Raw genomic sequence first — 19062 nt, 5'->3', positions numbered from 1 at the left:
TAATTATTAGGTGAACTACTAAAAGTTTAGATACTGTCACGCAGATCGTGTAAGAATTTGTCACTTTAAATTGCAATTCTATGAGCATGGTGCTAGATCAGCAATAATGAAACCCCACTAATAATTATATATACAATAGTGTTTATAACGATATAAATATATAAGAAAACCAAAATAATTAAACTTTTATTACAAGTATGACAAACAATTGCACACATGTGCAATGCGTATATAATCATCCCGGGTTTCTGATATTTAAACAAAGCTTAAATATCAGAAAAAACCAGTGCGTTCATATTTATATAGCAAATAGATCCGAGAAATATAATTTAAAATCCAAAGGATTTTTAAATCAACCAGGATGGTTACAAATGAAAAAATCTAATAACAGATCTTTACTTTTTCTAAGTTCACTCTTCGTTTGTGGGCATAGTCTTGCATTTGAATATCATGACAACCAAGTAAAATTTCTCCCTAATACGCCTTATATCTTACCTACCGTAGCAAGTAACCCACAGACAGGAAAAGCATCACCACTCAATGATGCCTACTACTATTTGACAGGTGTTAAGGTATCCAACAATCAGGATCCAAGCCATTTAGTCAAAGTAGGTAGTACCAAAATGAGTGGTGCATATAAAGATGGTCGCTACTTTACCTTTACACTAGGCCGGCATGGCACAGATGATGTGGCTAACTGGTTTAAGCAGCAGCTCGGAAACGATAGAGGTAAAACTACATTTAATGATTTACCCAAGAAACTTAATTTTGCTTTCAAAGGAGACTTAACTCTTTATTTTAATAAAGGAGATACCAATCATGGACTCAGCCAATATAAATATAGTGTGAAAGACGTTGTCATTGCTCAAGGACACACTGGTACGAGTAATAACTGGTGGGCTGCCGCTCAACGTGGCCGATATATTGGCGATCATCGAATTCAAGTTTGGGGAAAAAGGACGTCTCTAGACCCAAACAATCCAGGATCTTCAGAGAATGCTGCAATCGTATTTAGACGCGGAGGCGAAATTTGGGATCCGTTATCACAAATATTAAACCCTAGTGACGTCAGTACAATAGAATATCAAGTGCCGAATTCCGTTCAGTGTATCTACAACGGCACCCCGAATGTTATGCGTTTAACGAAATACCATGACGGATTGCTTAAAGAAGAAGATGAAGCTATCGACCAGGTAATCTCTCCTTTTGCGTCAAAGTGTTTTAGAACGGAAATTAGTGCAGACGTTACCTTTACTCTAGCCAATGATGGCGATGTAGAGCACACCGTGCATATGACTGCCAACACTAACATCAAGTCGGAGCCTAATTACGACGGTTCTTACAACGATCGACGCTATATGACTGAACTTGGTGCTTTGGGGGCACTTCGAGTCTCCACGTACAGTGCAAACCAAACATCTATATACAAAATTGAGCAAAAGTCCGTTTCGGAACCTGTCAAAACTGCTGACTGGATGGCTGATTTCGCTGATAGCGATAAAATAGAAAACGTAATGCTTCCGGCAAGCCACGATGCTGGTATGTCAACTGGAAACATTTCACATTGCGCCGTTACCGCAAGCCCCCAAGTCACTCAAACTCAGACCAAAGATATATTAGGTCAATTAGAGAGTGGCGCACGTTACTTTGATATCCGACCAACTTATACCGATTCGGTATTTGGTGGCGCTGCTGGATACTTCACATACCATGGCGGCAATCAAATGAGCTGCAATGGCCAACCGATTGTACATATACCTTCTGAGAATCGACTGGGTTTACTTAATCAAGCACTGCAGTTTGTTTCTGAACACCCAACTGAAACTCTGATTCTCAAGTTTTCCCATGTTCGTGGCGTAGCTGCAGCATCGAAAGAAACCGTTTCAAAAGCAGTCGCCTCGCTGGTAAGAAGTGTGTTCTCAGGTACAAACCAAGCACATTTATACATGGCTAACCGGACTTCTGATATCTCAGGGCTAACCTTCGGTGAAGTACGCGGAAAAGTCATTGTTGTTTTGGACACTACTGAAGACGAGCAAAAGTTCTCTAGTCTCGTTAATCCGACGTCTGGGCTGTGGGGATACAATGACATTTCATATTCTGGTAGCAACGACGTGCCTTCTGGGCAAACGGGCCAAGGCTATCCGTTTTTGAAAGTCTTTGATCATTACTCAAACGCAAACGTATTTCAAAACATGTTCTCGGATCAGAAAAATAAACTTAACGGATATCAAGGCAAAGACTATAACTGGTTCCTGCTGTCATGGACACTAACACAGAGTGCTGAAGATGCTTTGAATACTTACCCGACTATTTTGGGTATGGCTGTTCGAGCCCATGCTTGGTTACCAGAGAAGCTACCCTTACTGGAAAAGTCTAATTTGGTCTACTTGGACAATATCAATCCAGATATTGTGACTCCTGTTATTTACAATAGTACCGCTGTCACGATTAAAAACCTGCAATCAGAAAAGATGTACGTGTCTGGCGAAACGAACAGGGATATTCGTCTATCAAAATATCAACACGTTTCATTAGGCTCGTTAAATAACAAAGGAAACCATATTGTCATTAGCGAATTACAAGGGCCAATATGCACCATCACCATTAACACGTCTGCTAATAACTTAATCGAAATGAATAATTTTCGTAGCGATATAAAATGTAACAAGGTGAGAGATAATTTAGTTGAAGTAGTCTCTGACTAATTCACACCCTTTAAAAAACAAAAGTAACCTTGTGCATCAATTAACCAAGGTTACTTTTTTCATTAGCGCTAACTACACAAGTTGCGCTGTTTCACTGCTTAATTCTTCTGACTCTAGCCATACTTTTCGAACAGATTTTGCTGCTGCGACTAAATTGGTTAATGCTTGTTCGGTTTCAATCCAACTACGCGTTTTTAAACCGCAATCTGGATTTGCCCATAAACGCTGATAAGGTATCTTGTCTGCAGCTTTGTACAGTAAGTTCTCAATCCACTCCTTGCTTGGAATATTAGGTGAGTGAATATCGTAAACGCCTGGGCCAATCTCACTCGGATAATTAAACTCTTCAAACGCTTTGAGCAATTCCATATTTGAGCGCGATGTTTCTATAGTAATGACATCTGCATCAAGCGCTGCGATCGATTCGATGATCTCATTAAATTCGCTGTAGCACATATGCGTGTGTATTTGAGTTTCCGGTCTTGCACTCGCGGCGGAAAGCTTAAATGCGTCCACAGCCCAATCCAAATACTCTTGATGCTGCTTCTGTTTAAGAGGCAACCCTTCTCGAATCGCTGGCTCGTCAATTTGAATAATATTGATGCCTGCATCTTGTAAATCTGCGACTTCATCTTGCAATGCCAGGGCGAGCTGCTGGGCTATCTCTTTACGAGAAATATCTTCGCGAGGGAATGTCCAACAAAGTATTGTCACTGGCCCTGTCAGCATCCCTTTCATCTGTTTAGAAGTAAGTGACTGAGCATATGCCGACCACTCAACAGTTATTGGTGCACGTCGCTCTATATCTGCTACAACAACTGCCGGTTTAACACAGCGCGAGCCATAACTTTGTACCCAGCCAAACTTAGTGGTTTGGAAACCTTGCAAGTTCTCGGCGAAATACTCCACCATATCATTTCGCTCAGCTTCACCATGTACTAGCACATCTAAATCCAACGCTTCTTGCCGTTTGACACAACCTTCAATATGGCCTTTTAGCAATGCCTTGTATTCAAGCTCATCTATCTTTCCTTGTAGAAAGTCTCGGCGTTGGGTTCGGATTTCTGGTGTTTGTGGGAAAGAACCAATAGTTGTTGTCGGGAGCACCGGCAATTTCAATTTGTCACGTTGAACCTTAGCTCTCTCAATGTACGATAAGCTTCTATTGACCGACTCTTTATTGATACTTGCAATCCTGCCTTGCACAGATGGCTTATTTACTTCTGTGGATGATTGCCTTGCAATGACAGGTTTGCTGTACTCATAGCACTCAGCTATAGCCGCTTCATTTCCATCTAACGCCTTAGCTAACAGGACAACTTCTGCAACTTTTTGCTTGGCGAATGAAAACCAACTCTTCGCCTCTTCTGGCAAGCCAGTTTCCAACTCCAGATTAACCGGGCTATGAAGTAGCGAACACGAGCTGGCCAACCATAGTCTGTCACCGAATTTATCCTTTGTTGGCTGTAGCAATGAAAGGAGCTGATGCAGATTTGCTTTCCAAACATTACGACCATTGATTGCACCAACAGATAGCACCCAATGTGACGGGACCTGTTCTGCCACATTCGCCAATTGGCTCAAGGCAGCAGAAAGATCTATATGTAACCCATCAACAGGCAACTTTGCGATTACCTCGATGTTATCTTCAACTGAGTCAAAATAACTGGTCAACAGCAGCTTAACCTTACCCTGAAGCTTTTGATAACTCGTTGAAAATGCGCTTAGCCATCTACCTTCCAGCTCAAGAGACAGAATTGGCTCGTCTATTTGTAACCACTCGACACCGATAGCTTCTAATCGAGCAAAAATTTCTTGGTAGCACTCTAAAAGACTTGGAAGAAGAGATAAGCGATCAAAATCACTACCTACTTCCTTGCCTAAATAAAGGTAACTTACTGGTCCCAGTAGCACTGGCTTAACTGAGTAACCAGCTTGCTTAGCTTGCTCAATTTCATCAAATAGCTGTGTCCAACTCACCTCAAATGTTTGTGACTCACTAAATTCCGGTACGATGTAGTGATAATTAGTATTGAACCACTTGGTCATATCAGATGCAGCACCACAATCACAGCTAGACTGAGAACGACCTCTTGCCACTTTAAACAGTGTATCTAGGTCAATAGAATCGGATTGGTGGCGCTTTGGCACATGGCCAAGCAGAAGCGACGTAGAGAGAACATGGTCATACCAAGCAAAATCTCCCGCCGTTACGTATTCGAGTCCTTGCTCTGCTTGCAGTTGCCAATGTTTATCTCGCAGTGTTGATCCTACATTTTCCAGTTCATTTTGATCGATTTCTCCGCGCCAATATTTTTCTAACGCAAGCTTAAGTTCTCTTTTTTCACCAATTCGAGGGTAACCCAATATATGTGTAGTCGCTGTCATCTTAATCTTTCCATTTTAAATACGTTGTGAGGTCGATTTACCTTTCTTATCGCCACTTTGGATGTCTAGACAGCTAAAATATTGCTCTAAACGCAAAATTCGGCAATATCCAATTTCTCAACAGCATGATGAAAAAAATTCATACACTCTGTAAAACCTCATTTCACAATGCCGAAAACTTGCTAACTAAAATTTTTAGACGTCTAGACGTTTACATGGGGCAAGTTTTTGCGTAGTTTATTTATATTCAACATTGGGATGTGACTATTAGGATTATTCATGATTGAGCTTAAACACCTACGGACACTCAGCTGTTTAAGAGATACAGGCTCTCTTACAGCGACAGCAAGAACGCTTCACCTTACTCAGTCAGCACTCTCGCATCAGATAAAAGATATTGAAGCCCGTATTGGTGGGCAGCTGTTCTTTCGCAAAACACGTCCAGTGAAGTTCACTGCTGAAGGAAAAATCTTGTTGAAGCTTGCCGATGACGTGTTACCTAAATTTGCCCACACTGAAAATGAGCTTGCAGGGCTGAAAGAGGACGTCAATGGACGACTTCATATGGCTATCGAATGCCATTCCTGCTTCCAATGGCTAATGCCAGCAATCAAAGAGTATCAAGTCAATTGGCCAAGTGTATCGCTAGATTTTTCTTCTGGTTTCGGTTTTGAACCATTACCAGCTTTGCTTGCTGGAGAGCTGGATCTGGTCATCACTTCAGATATTCATCCTAGATCCGAGGTACATTACGAGCCTTTGTTTGACTTTGAGATGCGCTTAGTTACTTCGGTTAACCACCCGCTTAGTCAACTCGAAACGATAGAACCGACTGACCTTGCGGAAGAAACAATGCTTAGCTACCCTGTTGAAAAGCAGCGACTTGATGTAGTTAAGCACTTTTTACAACCTGAAGGCATTGAGCCGAAAAAATGGAAACAAGCAGACAACACGCTCATGCTAGTACAAATGGTTTCAGCTGGACTTGGCGTGACAGCGTTACCGAACTGGGCGGTAAGTGAATTCTCTAGGCAGGGCTTGGTTGATAGTAAGCCACTAGGTAAAGGACTTTGGCGTCGCTTATTTTGCGCTATACGCCATACAGAAAAAGACAAGCATTACTTGCAAGCCTTCTTTAGTACAGCTAGACAGCAATGCAAAAACCATCTTGAGGGAATCAAGATGGTTTAATTGGAAATGGGGTTATCTATCGTAAGCTTTAAATTGGTTGGTTACCCTGTCATATTGATAACCTAACATATCTAGTTTCCCGACAACGTTCTCAACATCTAGTTCGTACATACTCGCCAAATCTTCAAAACTGTCACATTCTAGGCGTAGCTTTTCATTAACTATGCCCAACAAAATTCGGCTATCAAGGCGGTGGATATTGCTTAGATCCATACGTCAACTCCTTCCTCATCGGACTCACTGTTAAGCATAAACCTAACAATGCGTCTAAAAAGTGACCGCACTCTAAACTACTGACAAAGCCCAACCATAGACTGATGCTGTTAGTAGTAGCGAAGTACTAACTAACAACACCCACTTATTGGGTGCTTTCGAGAAAATAATATGCGCGCACCAAACCAGTACACCGACAACCAACAGCATCAAACCTATTATTGCCCGACTTACCATTGGTTCTTGAGCTGTGTGAAGCAAACCAAACGCGTAAATGAGTGTTAAAATCACTAAAACAATAGAGGCCACTACACCACTAAATGGCAAGATTTTGTGGAAAGCTTGCAATCGAGTTCTTGCAATAGTGAGAAGCAAATGTGCAAATGCTGTACCCAACAACATAACTAGCACGATGAAAAGCAAGCCATTAGTTATTGTTGTTTGCTGAAAGGCCTTAGCAAGTACAAACACGGCAGCAAGCACACTTGCAAGTACCAATGACCACAGCGGGCCTTTATCTCGAGTTTTAGAAAATTTGGCTCTGGCGCAGAAATAGAGAGTAAGTAGCGAGCAGACAAGCGCAACCGGATAATTGATAGCAACTAGCAACCACACCAGTCCAACCAAAGAAAACACTTTGTGAATCCTACCCCGCTGACCGGGACATATGTCGCCTTTAACAAGGACAACAAGCAAAATTAACTGAGCACCTAACAACATCGGCGCTAAAAAAGGAGCAATTTGAGATAGCATTTGTGAAAACTAGTCGAATACAGCCAAAAGTGGTCAGGGATAATATCAGACTGCAGTCATTTAGCCATTGGCAAAGTGGGATAAGAGATCTTGATCGGTTATCAAGCCCATATATTGTCCCAACTCATCCTCAACAACCCAAGGAGCTTTGATTCCACTATTTACTAAATCGGAAATCTCGGACACTTTAGTATTAAATGAAGCTCGGTATATGTCCGTTCTCATAACCGTATTCAGAGTTTTTTTCCAGATTGCTAGATCTTTAGTTGTCTCCAGCTTAGAGCCAGCTGTCGGAGAAAGATAAAGGTTCAATGTTTCTCTATCAATGATACCTACGCAACGTTTATCGTAGATAACAGGCATAACGTTGATGTTATACGAACGTGAATCGAAGTATTCTTTAGCTTCTTTAATAGTGTTTTCTGGCGTTAGCGTTGGAATATGGCTGTGGCAAATATTCAGAATTCCTATACTCAATGCACTCGACTTGCGACTTAAGAAATCTTCTAACTTTTCCTGATAATCCCATGCGTGCTCTAACTCTGAAAGTGGCAGTGGCTTTGAGAAAAAGTAGCCTTGAATGTAGTCAACTCCTATACCACAAAGCACTTCCAATTCTTGGCGGGTTTCTACACCCTCTGCGACAACTTTTATACTTAAAGTATGAGATAAGTCAGTGATCGACTTTACAATGTGGTATTTGTGTGTCCCTACTTTAATATCTGTAATGAACTCACGATCAATTTTCAACAAATCGAAGTTGCAATCGCTCAAATAGGTAAAAGAAGAATAACCAGTACCAAAATCATCGATCGCAACACTAACACCATGATCACGAATATTCTTAATGAGTGACTCTTGACTAGATTCACTGTCAAAATACGCACTTTCAGTCAGTTCGAGGGTAATCAATTCTGGCGTGTCTGAAAGTTCGATGATCATTCTTTCGGCACTTTTTAATACCTGATCAGCACCTAGTTTTGTGTTGAGAGAACGGTTAATAGTCATGCCAAGAGTAGACCCAAACCTTTGGTGTATTCTAGCTAAGTCTTCAATAGACCTTCTCCCCACACACCAATCCAATTCCGCAACCAATTCTAGATCTTCCGCAACAGAGACCATCTCTTGGGTATTCATCATTCGGCCATTACTATCCTTAAATCGACATAACGCCTCAAATTTAGCTACGTCCCAAGTTTTTGTATCGACAATTGGCTGATAGAAGACATCGATTTTTCTTTCCTTGATACATTTTAGTACCAAGTCTTCTAGCTCTTTTCTACGTAAGACTTCTCGATGAATCGTCCCATGATAGAAGGTAATCATCCCTTTGGCGTCGTTCGCTCTTTCAAGAATTGCTTGCACCGCATGCGGCACAAGTAGTTTAGGGTTATGTGTATCATGGTCCATTACTGACACACCAACTTTTCCGTTCAATATAGCCTCATGCACTAAACTGCCTGCTTGGCGGTTTAAAGAGAGAAAGAACCGGCGTATCGCTTGATGAATTAAACGAGTTTGGCTTGGACCAGATTTTTTTTCGCACTCTAAGCTGGCGATAAAGTGGTTACTACCAATATATCCCGACACCTTAGCTTGCTGATTTCGACCAAGCTCTTCAGAAAGCTTTGATTTAACATCAAACTCCAAGTCAGATGGGAATTGAGGCTGAAAGGCCACTACCATACATAAGATATTGTCTTTTAAATCTAACCAACGATTCACTACTCTCTGGGTGAATTGCTCTTCCGTAGGAAGTTGTGTGAGCAACTCCACCCCCCCATGTTCAACATCTTCGACACGGTACAAGTGATCTGACAAATCCACGTACAAGCCCATATAATAGACTCTATTTCGAACAGATAAACGCTGAACGGTTAGCTCCTGAGGAACGATTTGTCCCCCCGCCTTGCGAATAAGAATTGTCCCGGTCCAATATCCCTGCTTTTTCACGGATGACCAGAGCGCATGATAAAACTCCGAGCTATGTTTTCCAGAGTTCAATATGCTTGCAGGCTGCCCTACTAATTGCTTTTTCGAATACCCTGTATTGCTGGCAAAATAGTCATTCGACACCAAAATATGATGTTCACTATCAGTAATCACAATACCGTGATGTTGATTATCAAAAACTTGGTGGAATAACGCTCCAATGTCATGCCCGCTAGCTGGAAAGAAAAATAGCGGATAAATAACACCAGTGATTTTTTGCCCATCGGCTGGCGGTTTGATGATGAACTCAACGTAGCATACGCGTTCATTTTCAAGCAAAAGAGAGCAACAATAAGTAACCGTCTTGTTGCTTTCTATCGACCTTTCAATGCTCTGCTGAAGTTCGCTTTGAGACTCCAAGCCCAGCGCTGAAAGCATAAATTGTTCTTCTGAATAGGGTAATTGTGTGGCAAATATGGAGGAAAACTGAGTTTTATCGAGCTCAACTGAGCGTGTTTGCTCGTTCCACTCCCAAGTTAAGCTGTTTTGAGAAGCTTTTCGAACGACTGTTTTCCCATCCATACGTTGTTGTATCATTCTCGTGCCTTTAAACGATCATGGCATTCCTTGCCATCACTTTTAAATTTATTCTGATACTAATAACATTAGGATAAATTCGAAAAAATTACATAGTAACTAGTTCTCTGACATCCACCTCAAAGCATCTTGTTGCGTTATAACTCCTTGATATTTACCAAACTCATCCACCAACACCCAAGGGAAAGGTCGATCTTCTTTCACAAGGTTGACAATATGCACGACGTTGTCAGTACAAGGCAAAGAAGTAAATTGAGTTTTCATCATCTGATTGATTGGCCTCTGCCATATTGCAGCTTCTTTTGAGGATTCTAAATCCGTCCCCATTGTTGGTGTCAGGTGAAAATTCAACTCAACTTCAGTTACATACCCAACGCATTTTTTATTGTCTACAACCATGACTGGAGTCCCAGGGAAAGATTGCAAATATCGATAAGCCATAGACAGTGGCTCGCCAGGGTCCAACTTGTACACGCGTTCAGATTTAATTGAAGACATAGTCATCGATGTGCAAGACAATTGACCGTGTTCTTCTAGCATATCGAATAGCTTGTCTTGGTAGCTGCCTGCTACCAGTATTTGAGTCAATGGAACAGGTTTAGAGAAAAAATACCCTTGCATGTAGTCAACGCCTAGTGACTTCAATGCCAAAACCTCATCAGCCGTTTCAATGCCCTCAGCTACAACTTTTATTCCCAGCTTATGGGACAGTTCAATAAGCGTCTTGACGATAGTATATTGATTGGTCCCTTTTCTAATATCAGTAATCAGTCCACGGTCGATTTTCAGGAGATCAAATTGGCAACTAGTCAAATAGCTCATTGAAGCGTAACCAGTACCAAAATCATCAATGGCGATTTTTACACCTTTTTTCCTCATTCTAGATAGCAGTTTCGATTGTTTAACATCACCATCAAAGTAAGCACTTTCGGTTAGTTCAACCGTGACTAGATTTGGTTTCTGGGCATATTTCTCAATTAAGTTGTACGTACTACGCAATACTTCAACAGCACCGACATCAGTATTAAAGGAACGGTTGATAGTCAAGCCAGTATCCTTGCCATATATCTTTTGGATATCTGCTAGACCTTGTAGCGAAAGCATACTGACTGCATCATCGAGTCCATAAACCAGATCCAAGTCTTCTGCTAAGTTAATCATTTCTTGAGTAGTGAAAGACTCTTTTTCATCAGGAGCAAATCGACAGAGTGCTTCAAATTTGGTGATTTTCCAGTTTGTCACATCGATAATAGGTTGGTAATGAACTTCTAATTTTTTTTGTTCAATCGAGCGTATAAGAATCTCTTCTAATCGTTTCCTTCGTTCTAACTCTTCATGGATCTTACTGTGATAAAAACTTACATTGGTTTTGCCAGTCTGATTACCCATCATTGCTTGTGTAGCATGTACAATAGACCGTTTAGGAATCTGTGTATCTAAGCCAAGTACAGACACACCAATTTTTCCTCGCACAACATTACCTTGTGCGTCCCCGCCCAATTCTGCTTTTACTTCTCTGAAAAACGCTTTCATCGCGCGCTGCATTGATTGAATTGGGTTAACACCCTCTTCTTCACAGTACTCGACACAAGTAACAAAGATCCCCTCTTTCAAATATCCATTTAGGACCGTTGATTTACTATTGGATAGCATATCCGAAAAGCTGACCTTTTGTTCAATTAGCTTGCTTTCTTCAAACTGAGGCTGCATTGCAATAACAACGCGTCGGACGTCATGAGCAGACGACTCACACTTTTCTTCTAGACTTGATTCAAACTTGTCGCGTGTTGGTAGCTGGGTCAATAACTCAACACCACCGTCTGATTTGCCTGCTACTCGGTATAATTCGTTGGATACATCTAGTGTTAAACCAAAGAAATACTGTTCACCACTTTCCGTAGAAATGCTTTGCAAGGTTAATTCTTGCGGGAAAACGGTGCCATCTTTGCGCTTTGTTAGAACAGTTCCAGACCAACACCCTTCCATACCCACCGTTCTCCACATTTTTTTATAAAATTCTGGAGACATCTTATCTGCTTCGAAGATACTCGCTTTTTCTCCAATCAGCTCTTCTACTTTATACCCAGATTGAGTTTCAAAATATGGGTTGCAAGAGAGTATGCGAGTTTGATGGTCGGTAACTAAGATACCATGATGGAAGTTATTAAATAGGGATTGGAAAATATCAGAAAAATCTTTGCGCGTAGAAACAACAAGTAACGGTTTGATAGTGCCGCTAATCACATTAGTCTCCTTCCTAAATATGGTTAGCTGAGCTTGAAAAACTAAATGAAGCTTAGATGCTATCGTGACACCCAACCTTTCAGTTTCACCAGATGACAACACGTTTTTAATTACGTCGCGAACCATTCGTCCTTGCGCACTAGACATAAATGACAGCAGGTTGACATTCTTTATTGTACGATCGATTCCTAGCAAGACGTATATATCATCTTGATCGAAAATAAACTCACCACTTTTAAGGTGGAGAGTCCAACTCACCTCTGGATAACCAACAAGATCCAACTTCTCACCTGTTGAATTTTGTGCACCCAATATTAAATCCTTCACATGCACTTCCATCAAATTCATTCCATTGTCAGTCTATCTTCGCTTACTTTCATATAGAGTTTAATCCATTAATTTATCTTATGCAGCTTGGGTAACAGAGTTTGTGAAATGAAATGTAACTGTAGATCAACCCAAGACAAGCCGCTATAATTCGGCCTCCCAAGCTTCAAGGTTAAATTATGTACAGCGATGTAACCCCTATCCACCAGCACAAAAAGTACTGGGCAGAGTGTTTTGGCTCAGCTCCATTCTTGCCAACCAGTCGTAAAGAAATGGATGACTTAGGCTGGGATAGCTGCGACATAATAATCGTCACAGGCGACGCATATGTAGATCACCCTAGTTTTGGAATGGCGATAATTGGCCGCTTATTAGAAGCTCAAGGGTTTCGGGTTGGAATCATTTCTCAGCCTGAATGGAAAGACAAATCTGCCTTTATGTCTTTAGGTAAGCCCAACCTGTTTTTTGGCATTACCGCTGGCAACATGGACTCAATGATTAACCGCTATACGGCTGATAAGAAACTGCGCCACGACGACGCGTATTCTCCTAACAATGAAGGGGGGAAACGACCAGATAGAGCAACATTAGTCTATTCGCAGCGATGCCGTGAAGCCTATAAAGATACTCCGATCATTCTAGGCGGTATCGAAGCAAGCCTAAGACGTATCTCTCATTATGACTATTGGTCTGACAAAGTAAGGCGCTCTATCTTATTTGATGCTAAAGCAGACTTATTGCTATTTGGCAATGCAGAGCGAGCACTCGTAGAAGTTGCTCATCGCATTGCTGATGGCGAACCAATTGAGAAGCTCAATCGAATTCGTGGTACGGCAGTCATTTTGCAGGCTGAACCCGAAGAATACAAAATCGTAGACTCTTCCCGAATTGAAAAACCGAGTAAAGCTTCATTTATCGCTCAAAACCCATATCAGGTCGAAGAAAAGTGCGACGTAAAGCCAACTCAGCCAGAAGCAAAACCGGTTTCGGTTCAACCTTCAAGACATGATGCAAAAACCACAGCTGTTAGACTGCCTCACTTCGACAAGCTGAACAATGACCGAATTTTGTATGCTCATGCTAGCCGTATCATGCACCTAGAAACAAACCCTTATTCTGGACGTGCTCTGATACAAAAACATGGTGACAGAGAGCTTTGGGTTAACCAAGCGCCAATCCCGCTTACCACTGAAGAAATGGATTACGTGTTTGGCCTACCTTACGCGCGAGTTCCACACCCTAAATATGGCAAAGCAAAAATCCCTGCTTACGATATGATAAAAACATCTGTAAATATCATGCGTGGATGCTTTGGCGGATGTTCATTCTGCTCAATCACAGAGCACGAAGGCCGTATTATCCAAAACCGCTCGAAAGAATCCATTTTGGACGAGTTGGAAGAAATTCGTGACAAAGTTCCCGGCTTTACGGGCACAATATCTGATCTTGGTGGTCCAACTGCCAACATGTACCGCCTCGGTTGCAGTGACCCTAAAGCAGAAGCCAACTGCCGTCGCCCATCTTGTGTATTTCCCGGCATTTGTAACAAGCTTAATACCGACCATAAACACACGATTGATTTGTACCGCTCTGCAAGAAAAGTGGACGGAATTAAGAAAATTATGATCGCTTCTGGTGTCCGTTACGACTTAGCGATTGAGTCACCAGAGTATGTGAAAGAACTAGTAACTCATCACGTTGGCGGATACTTAAAAATTGCACCAGAACATACTGAAAAAGGCCCACTAAACTTAATGATGAAGCCGGGTATGGGCACGTATGATCGCTTCAAAGAGATGTTCGAAAAATATAGCCAAGAAGCTGGTAAGAAACAGTATTTAATTCCCTATTTCATCTCAGCTCACCCGGGAACTGAAGATGAAGATATGCTTAACCTAGCGCTATGGCTCAAGCGTAACAATTTCGAGTGTGACCAAGTACAGAACTTCTATCCATCACCGATGTGTAACGCTACATCAATGTACTATTCAGAAACCAACCCCCTGAAACGCGTCAAGTACAAAAAGCGTGAAGAAGTGCCTGTAGCTAAAGGTGAGAAGCAACGTCGATTACATAAAGCGCTGCTCAGATATCATGATCCTGATAACTGGACCATTATTCGCAAAGCTCTGACTGAGATGGGTAAACAGCACCTTATTGGTGACAAGTCTAACTGCCTTGTTCCTGCAGAGGACAACGACAAAAAGACACCTGCTCAGAGAAGAAAATCTGGCCGACATGGTTCGAATAGATTCGCAACCAAACACACTAAAAGCCAACCTGGCTTTGATGCTTTGCGCAGTAAACCAAAGGGAAAGTCTGGCGCAAGCAAGCCATCTAAACGACGCTAAGTTTCCAGCAAAACACTGTCGTTGATTCAACATAGTCAAAACTTCGTCGCTATCGCAAATGAAAATCGCGTTTCGTAGCGGCGGGTTTTGCCTCCTATAAAGTAGCCTCTCCAATATAACTCAAAGCGTAAACAAGTTTTCAATACTCTAAAAACTGAAACATTTTAAACATATATACTAAAAACAGTTTTTCAAACAGGTGTAAATGAATCGCGCAACCAATTCAGTCAGTATATATTAGTCCCAACAAACATAGCGTTAACAGCTCTTATCCTGAGGTAAACTTTGCTGTACTATCGCTTTCTTTTTGACCATACAAGCATGCAAGATGAAAAGTAATAAAGTCACTATCAAAGAAGTTGCGCGGCATGCCAATGTGTCGATAACCACCGTATCAATGGTGCTTAGCGATAACGGAAAAATATCAGCAAAAACGACTGAAAAAGTTAACCAATCAATCAAAGAGCTTGGCTACATTCGCAATCGATCGGCGGCCAATTTACGCTCGAAATCAAATGATGTAGTTGGGCTTATCGTCAACGATATTAGTGACTCATATTACTCCCAGATTATATCTGGGGTTATCAATGAAATAGAAAACCATGGGTGCATGATTTACTTAGCCGAATGTGGATCAAGGCTTCAAGATTTCAAAGAGCGTATTCGAGCTATGTCTAGACAAGGTGTAGGCGGCATCGTGGTATGTTCAAATGACCACTCTTCACACTCTCATGAGCGTTTGTTGGTCCAAACAGAAATACCTGCTGTGTATGTGTCCTCTCATTCCATAGAGTCGAATATAGACAGTGTATTTCCTGACAACCGCTATGGTGCAAAGATAGCGGCTGAATACCTAGTCAAACAAGGCCATAAATCTATGGCTTATTTAGGTGGGACGCCCGGCTCTAAATCAAGAGCAGAACGAATCTCAGGCTTGGGCTCCACTTTGAAAAAGCATGGCCTTAGCTTAAAGCCTGACTGGATAATGCCTGGTTCTACTGATTCAATATCTCGACAAGTACAAGAGCTTTTATCTGCCTATCCTCAGCTTACAGCACTTATTTGCGACAACGCTTCTACAACTTTGAGTGCGATTTACGGCGCTTATACAACTGGAAGGCAGGTGGGTAATGAACAGTATATTGAAAAGCAAATCAGTGTGGTTGGCTTCAACTGTTTTGAAAAAAGCGATGTGCCAATTTCAACCGTGAACGTTGATGCAAAGGAAATGGGTACTTTGGCCGCCAACTATCTAATCGAAAAAATCAACAGTGCAAGTCACGAACCCTTTACACTGTTGATGCAGCCTAAACTTAGTAAGGCGAATCCAAAAGGCAAGATGGCCCTGAATTCAAAGAAAGATTAACTTGAAGGTTGAACCTTTAAATTCGCAGACTGAGTAGAATCACCTCTATCGTCTATCTCATTTGAAATAAATTGCGCTCTGGCACCAAAGATTACCTGGATACCCGTCTTACCAACGTAAACGACGCCTTTAGAATCTACTGCTGCCAACGCTTCCTTATCAACCAACTCCATATCATGAACTTGTAGTCGAAGACGTGTGATACAAGCGCCGTTGGTCGCGATGTTGGATTTACCACCTACCGCAGCCATGATGATATCCGCCAGCTCTTCATTGCTGACATCAGCAGACGTTGAAGCTGTTTCTGTTCTTCCTGGTGTTTTCACATCGAACTTTCTAATTACAAAGCGGAACACTGTGTAGTATAGAATCGCCATCGGTACACCAACGATAACCGCTGCCAAATAGTGCGTTTGGAAGCCATTGAATGAAGGCAATATTCCAAAGGAAATATAATCGATAAGTCCAGCAGAAAAAGACTTCGCGATATGAGCACCGAGCAAATACATGCTCATGTAGGAAACGCCAGCCATTACTGCATTAAACACATACAGTAGAGGAGATACGAAAATAAACGCGAACTCCACAGGCTCAGTGATACCCGTTAAGAAACATGTAAGTGCTGCTGAGAATAGAATACCAGCGGCTATTTTCTTCGCATTTGTATTGGCTTCATGGTACATCGCTAAACACGCAGCAGGGAAAGCAAACAGCATCAATGGATATTCACCTTGCATGAACTTGCCTGCATTTTGGTAAGTTGGTGAACTGAACGACTTCACTCCATCCGCTAGCATCTTGAACCATATGGTTTGGTCTCCGTGAACGACTTGTCCAGTCGGAGTAATATACTCACCAAACGAATACCAGAACGATGGATACCATACATGGTGTAAACCAAGAGGAATAAGTGCACGCTCTACAAGGCCAAATACAAAAGTTGAAAGCGCTTGGTTCTGTCCATTAACAACACCAGATAGGCTATCAATCCCACCTTGGACATAACCCCATATATGCGGCAGAACCAATCCTAGTAAGAAAGAGAGGAACGCTGTGGCAATAGCAACGAACCTTTTCCCCGAGAAGAACCCTAAAAACTCGGGGAGTTGTATCCTATGGAACTTGTTATAGCAGGTGGCGGCAAGTACCCCTGAAATAAGCCCTCCGAATACACCCATTTGCAAGGTCGGTATGCCAAGTACCATTGCATACTTGCCTCCTTGCATTGCCATCTCTGGAGTAATCCCTAATACAGAGCTTGTAGTGGTATTGATAATCAACACCGACACCGCCGCCGATAGAGCCGCAATACCTGACTCTGAAGCCAGACCAACTGCAGAGCCAATAGCAAATAGCAGTGGTAAGTTATCGAAAATAACCCCACCAGCTCTTGTCATCAAATCAATACCTAGCTTGTCACCAAAAGCTAGCAATAAACCAGCAGCTGGTAGCAATGATATAGGCAACATTAACGCGCGGCCTATAGAGGACAAACCTGATACTCCAGATTTTAACTTTTCTAATATGAGCATGTTCTTATTCCACATCATCTAACTTGTGGCCAAAGGATACGCTGTACGAGACGCGAAGCTTAAATTGTTCATGCCAGTTTTAACGTTTTAACAAGCAAAACCACTTATCTATTAAAACGTTTTAACTGTCGTTTTAAAAATATATATCCACTATGAGACAATTGAGAATATAGGCAGGAAGTAGACTCCACAAACCTAGATTTGCAGGAATCTACTATTAAAAGGACTTATTGTGAAGAAAAATTAGGCGTTATTTGCTTCAAACTCTCTCATGAATTTGACCAAAGCTTGAACTCCTTCGATTGGCATAGCGTTATAAATTGACGCTCTCATACCACCGACTGCTCGATGCCCTTTAAGCGCAACCAAACCTTGCTCCTTAGCGAGTTCTAAGAATTCTGCATCTAGTTCTGGCTTCGCCAATGTAAAAGGCACGTTCATGATAGAACGGTTATTTGAGTGGACACTGTTTTTGTAGAAGTCTGATTCGTCAATATAACTATATAATATTGCTGCTTTCTCGCGGTTTACTTTCTCGATGGCCTGAACACCGCCTTGTTGTTTCAACCACTTAAATACACACCCAGACAAGTACCATGCAAATGTTGGAGGAGTGTTGTACATGGAGTCTTTTTCTGCCAGCTCTTTATAATTTAAAATGCTCGGTAAGGTATTTTGTGCTAAATCGAGTAAGTCATCACGAACGATGACAATACAAATGCCCGCGGGGCCAATGTTTTTTTGTGCTCCGGCGTAAATCACACCGTATTTTGAAACATCTATCTCACGCGATAGAATTGTTGAAGACATATCAGCAACAATAGGTTTGTCTGTTTCTGGAAGATCGTTGATCTCAATGCCATCAATGGTTTCATTTGGGCAGAAATGTACGAAAGCAGATTCAGGGTCAATTTCCCATTGTGAAGCTGGTAACACGGCCAAATGGCCGTCTTGCTCATGTTTTGCTTTGTAAATATGTGGTTGGCAATATTTCTCTGCTTCTTTTGCTGCGCTTTCCGCCCAGTAGCCTGCATCAATATACGTTGCTTTAGAAGCGCTACCTAGCAAATTAGCTGGAACAGCTGCAAATTGTCCGCGCGCCCCGCCATGACAAAAAAGTACTTTATAGTTGTCTGGGATATCTAGCAGATCTCTCAAATCTTGCTCTGCTTCTTCGGCAACTTGTATAAACTCTTTACTTCGATGACTGATCTCCATCACCGATGTCCCCAAGCCATTCCAGTCAACCAAATCTGCTTGCGCTTGCAGCATTACCTCTTTGGGTAAGCTGGCTGGTCCTGCGCTAAAGTTGAATACCATCTCTTTTGTTGAACTCATGACTTTTCTTCCACTCCTAATCTCATAACTTACACACTAATTCTGCACTTACACAAAAGCATATGCGATGCATAGACAAATCCAATAAAACGATTAATACCATTTTTTATAAGCAATAAAAA

Annotated in this window: 10 protein-coding genes and 1 pseudogene; 4 read left to right on the top strand and 7 right to left on the bottom strand. The window is 41.7% G+C overall.

The annotated features are described in order from the left end of the window. Positions 1–371 precede the first annotated feature (371 nt). Positions 372–2708: a PI-PLC domain-containing protein gene (locus L7A31_RS10735; protein ID WP_237361509.1), complete on the top strand. Its 2337-nt coding sequence runs from the start codon at positions 372–374 to the stop codon at positions 2706–2708. A gap of 72 nt (positions 2709–2780) precedes the next feature. Here L7A31_RS10735 and metE read toward each other — a convergent pair whose 3' ends face one another. After that, positions 2781–5096 carry a 5-methyltetrahydropteroyltriglutamate--homocysteine S-methyltransferase gene (gene metE / locus L7A31_RS10730; protein ID WP_237361508.1) on the bottom strand — a complete coding sequence of 772 codons (2316 nt, stop codon included), beginning with the start codon at positions 5094–5096 and terminating at the stop codon, positions 2781–2783. 279 nt (positions 5097–5375) lie between these two features. On the opposite strand from metE, the gene L7A31_RS10725 reads away from it, so the two are divergent. Further along, on the top strand, positions 5376–6287 hold the full coding sequence (locus tag L7A31_RS10725; RefSeq protein WP_237361507.1) for a LysR substrate-binding domain-containing protein: 912 nt from the start codon (positions 5376–5378) through the stop codon (positions 6285–6287). Between the two features lie 12 nt (positions 6288–6299). On the opposite strand, the gene L7A31_RS10720 is transcribed toward L7A31_RS10725, so the two are convergent. The 4 genes from L7A31_RS10720 to L7A31_RS10705 all read right to left on the bottom strand — a co-directional run bounded on the left by L7A31_RS10720 (position 6300) and on the right by L7A31_RS10705 (position 12353). After that, entirely contained in the window at positions 6300–6500 is a 201-nt protein-coding gene (locus L7A31_RS10720; protein WP_237361506.1) for a DUF4250 domain-containing protein, read from the bottom strand. A 72-nt stretch (positions 6501–6572) separates the two neighbouring features. After that, positions 6573–7253 carry an HI_1241 family integral membrane domain gene (locus tag L7A31_RS10715; protein WP_237361505.1) on the bottom strand — a complete coding sequence of 227 codons (681 nt, stop codon included), beginning with the start codon at positions 7251–7253 and terminating at the stop codon, positions 6573–6575. A gap of 60 nt (positions 7254–7313) precedes the next feature. Continuing rightward, positions 7314–9782: an EAL domain-containing protein gene (locus L7A31_RS10710; protein WP_237361504.1), complete on the bottom strand. Its 2469-nt coding sequence runs from the start codon at positions 9780–9782 to the stop codon at positions 7314–7316. A 99-nt stretch (positions 9783–9881) separates the two neighbouring features. Next, positions 9882–12353 carry a sensor domain-containing phosphodiesterase gene (locus tag L7A31_RS10705; RefSeq protein ID WP_237361503.1) on the bottom strand — a complete coding sequence of 824 codons (2472 nt, stop codon included), beginning with the start codon at positions 12351–12353 and terminating at the stop codon, positions 9882–9884. Between the two features lie 179 nt (positions 12354–12532). On the opposite strand from L7A31_RS10705, the pseudogene L7A31_RS10700 reads away from it, so the two are divergent. Continuing rightward, a pseudogene (locus L7A31_RS10700) lies at positions 12533–14701 on the top strand (YgiQ family radical SAM protein); the annotation flags it as partial. 331 nt (positions 14702–15032) lie between these two features. Then, on the top strand, positions 15033–16070 hold the full coding sequence (gene malI, locus L7A31_RS10695; protein ID WP_237361502.1) for a Mal regulon transcriptional regulator MalI: 1038 nt from the start codon (positions 15033–15035) through the stop codon (positions 16068–16070). Here the strand turns inward: malI and L7A31_RS10690 are convergent. Both L7A31_RS10690 and serC read right to left on the bottom strand, forming a co-directional pair. Beyond that, on the bottom strand, positions 16067–17602 hold the full coding sequence (locus tag L7A31_RS10690) for a PTS transporter subunit EIIC (protein WP_237361501.1): 1536 nt from the start codon (positions 17600–17602) through the stop codon (positions 16067–16069). The two genes, malI and L7A31_RS10690, sit on opposite strands and share 4 nt — an antisense overlap. A gap of 243 nt (positions 17603–17845) precedes the next feature. Next, positions 17846–18940, bottom strand: coding sequence for a 3-phosphoserine/phosphohydroxythreonine transaminase (gene serC, locus L7A31_RS10685; protein ID WP_237361500.1), 1095 nt, complete (start codon positions 18938–18940; stop codon positions 17846–17848). Between the last annotated feature and the right edge of the window lie 122 nt (positions 18941–19062).

It is taken from the genome of Vibrio marisflavi CECT 7928, from assembly GCF_921294215.1.
GTDB lineage: Bacteria > Pseudomonadota > Gammaproteobacteria > Enterobacterales > Vibrionaceae > Vibrio > Vibrio marisflavi.
Note: the sequence above shows the minus strand (reverse complement) of the source record. Positions and strands in the feature narration are given on the sequence as shown.

What these genes read in the sequence shown, in the direction of transcription:
- L7A31_RS10720 (WP_237361506.1), bottom strand. Translation starts at nt 6,500, where the DNA reads ATGGATCTAAGCAATATCCACCGCCTTGATAGCCGAATTTTGTTGGGC.
- L7A31_RS10715 (WP_237361505.1), bottom strand. Translation starts at nt 7,253, where the DNA reads ATGCTATCTCAAATTGCTCCTTTTTTAGCGCCGATGTTGTTAGGTGCT.
- L7A31_RS10710 (WP_237361504.1), bottom strand. Translation starts at nt 9,782, where the DNA reads ATGATACAACAACGTATGGATGGGAAAACAGTCGTTCGAAAAGCTTCT.
- L7A31_RS10735 (WP_237361509.1), top strand. Translation starts at nt 372, where the DNA reads ATGAAAAAATCTAATAACAGATCTTTACTTTTTCTAAGTTCACTCTTC.
- malI (WP_237361502.1), top strand. Translation starts at nt 15,033, where the DNA reads ATGAAAAGTAATAAAGTCACTATCAAAGAAGTTGCGCGGCATGCCAAT.
- metE (WP_237361508.1), bottom strand. Translation starts at nt 5,096, where the DNA reads ATGACAGCGACTACACATATATTGGGTTACCCTCGAATTGGTGAAAAA.
- L7A31_RS10690 (WP_237361501.1), bottom strand. Translation starts at nt 17,602, where the DNA reads ATGCTCATATTAGAAAAGTTAAAATCTGGAGTATCAGGTTTGTCCTCT.
- serC (WP_237361500.1), bottom strand. Translation starts at nt 18,940, where the DNA reads ATGAGTTCAACAAAAGAGATGGTATTCAACTTTAGCGCAGGACCAGCC.
- L7A31_RS10725 (WP_237361507.1), top strand. Translation starts at nt 5,376, where the DNA reads ATGATTGAGCTTAAACACCTACGGACACTCAGCTGTTTAAGAGATACA.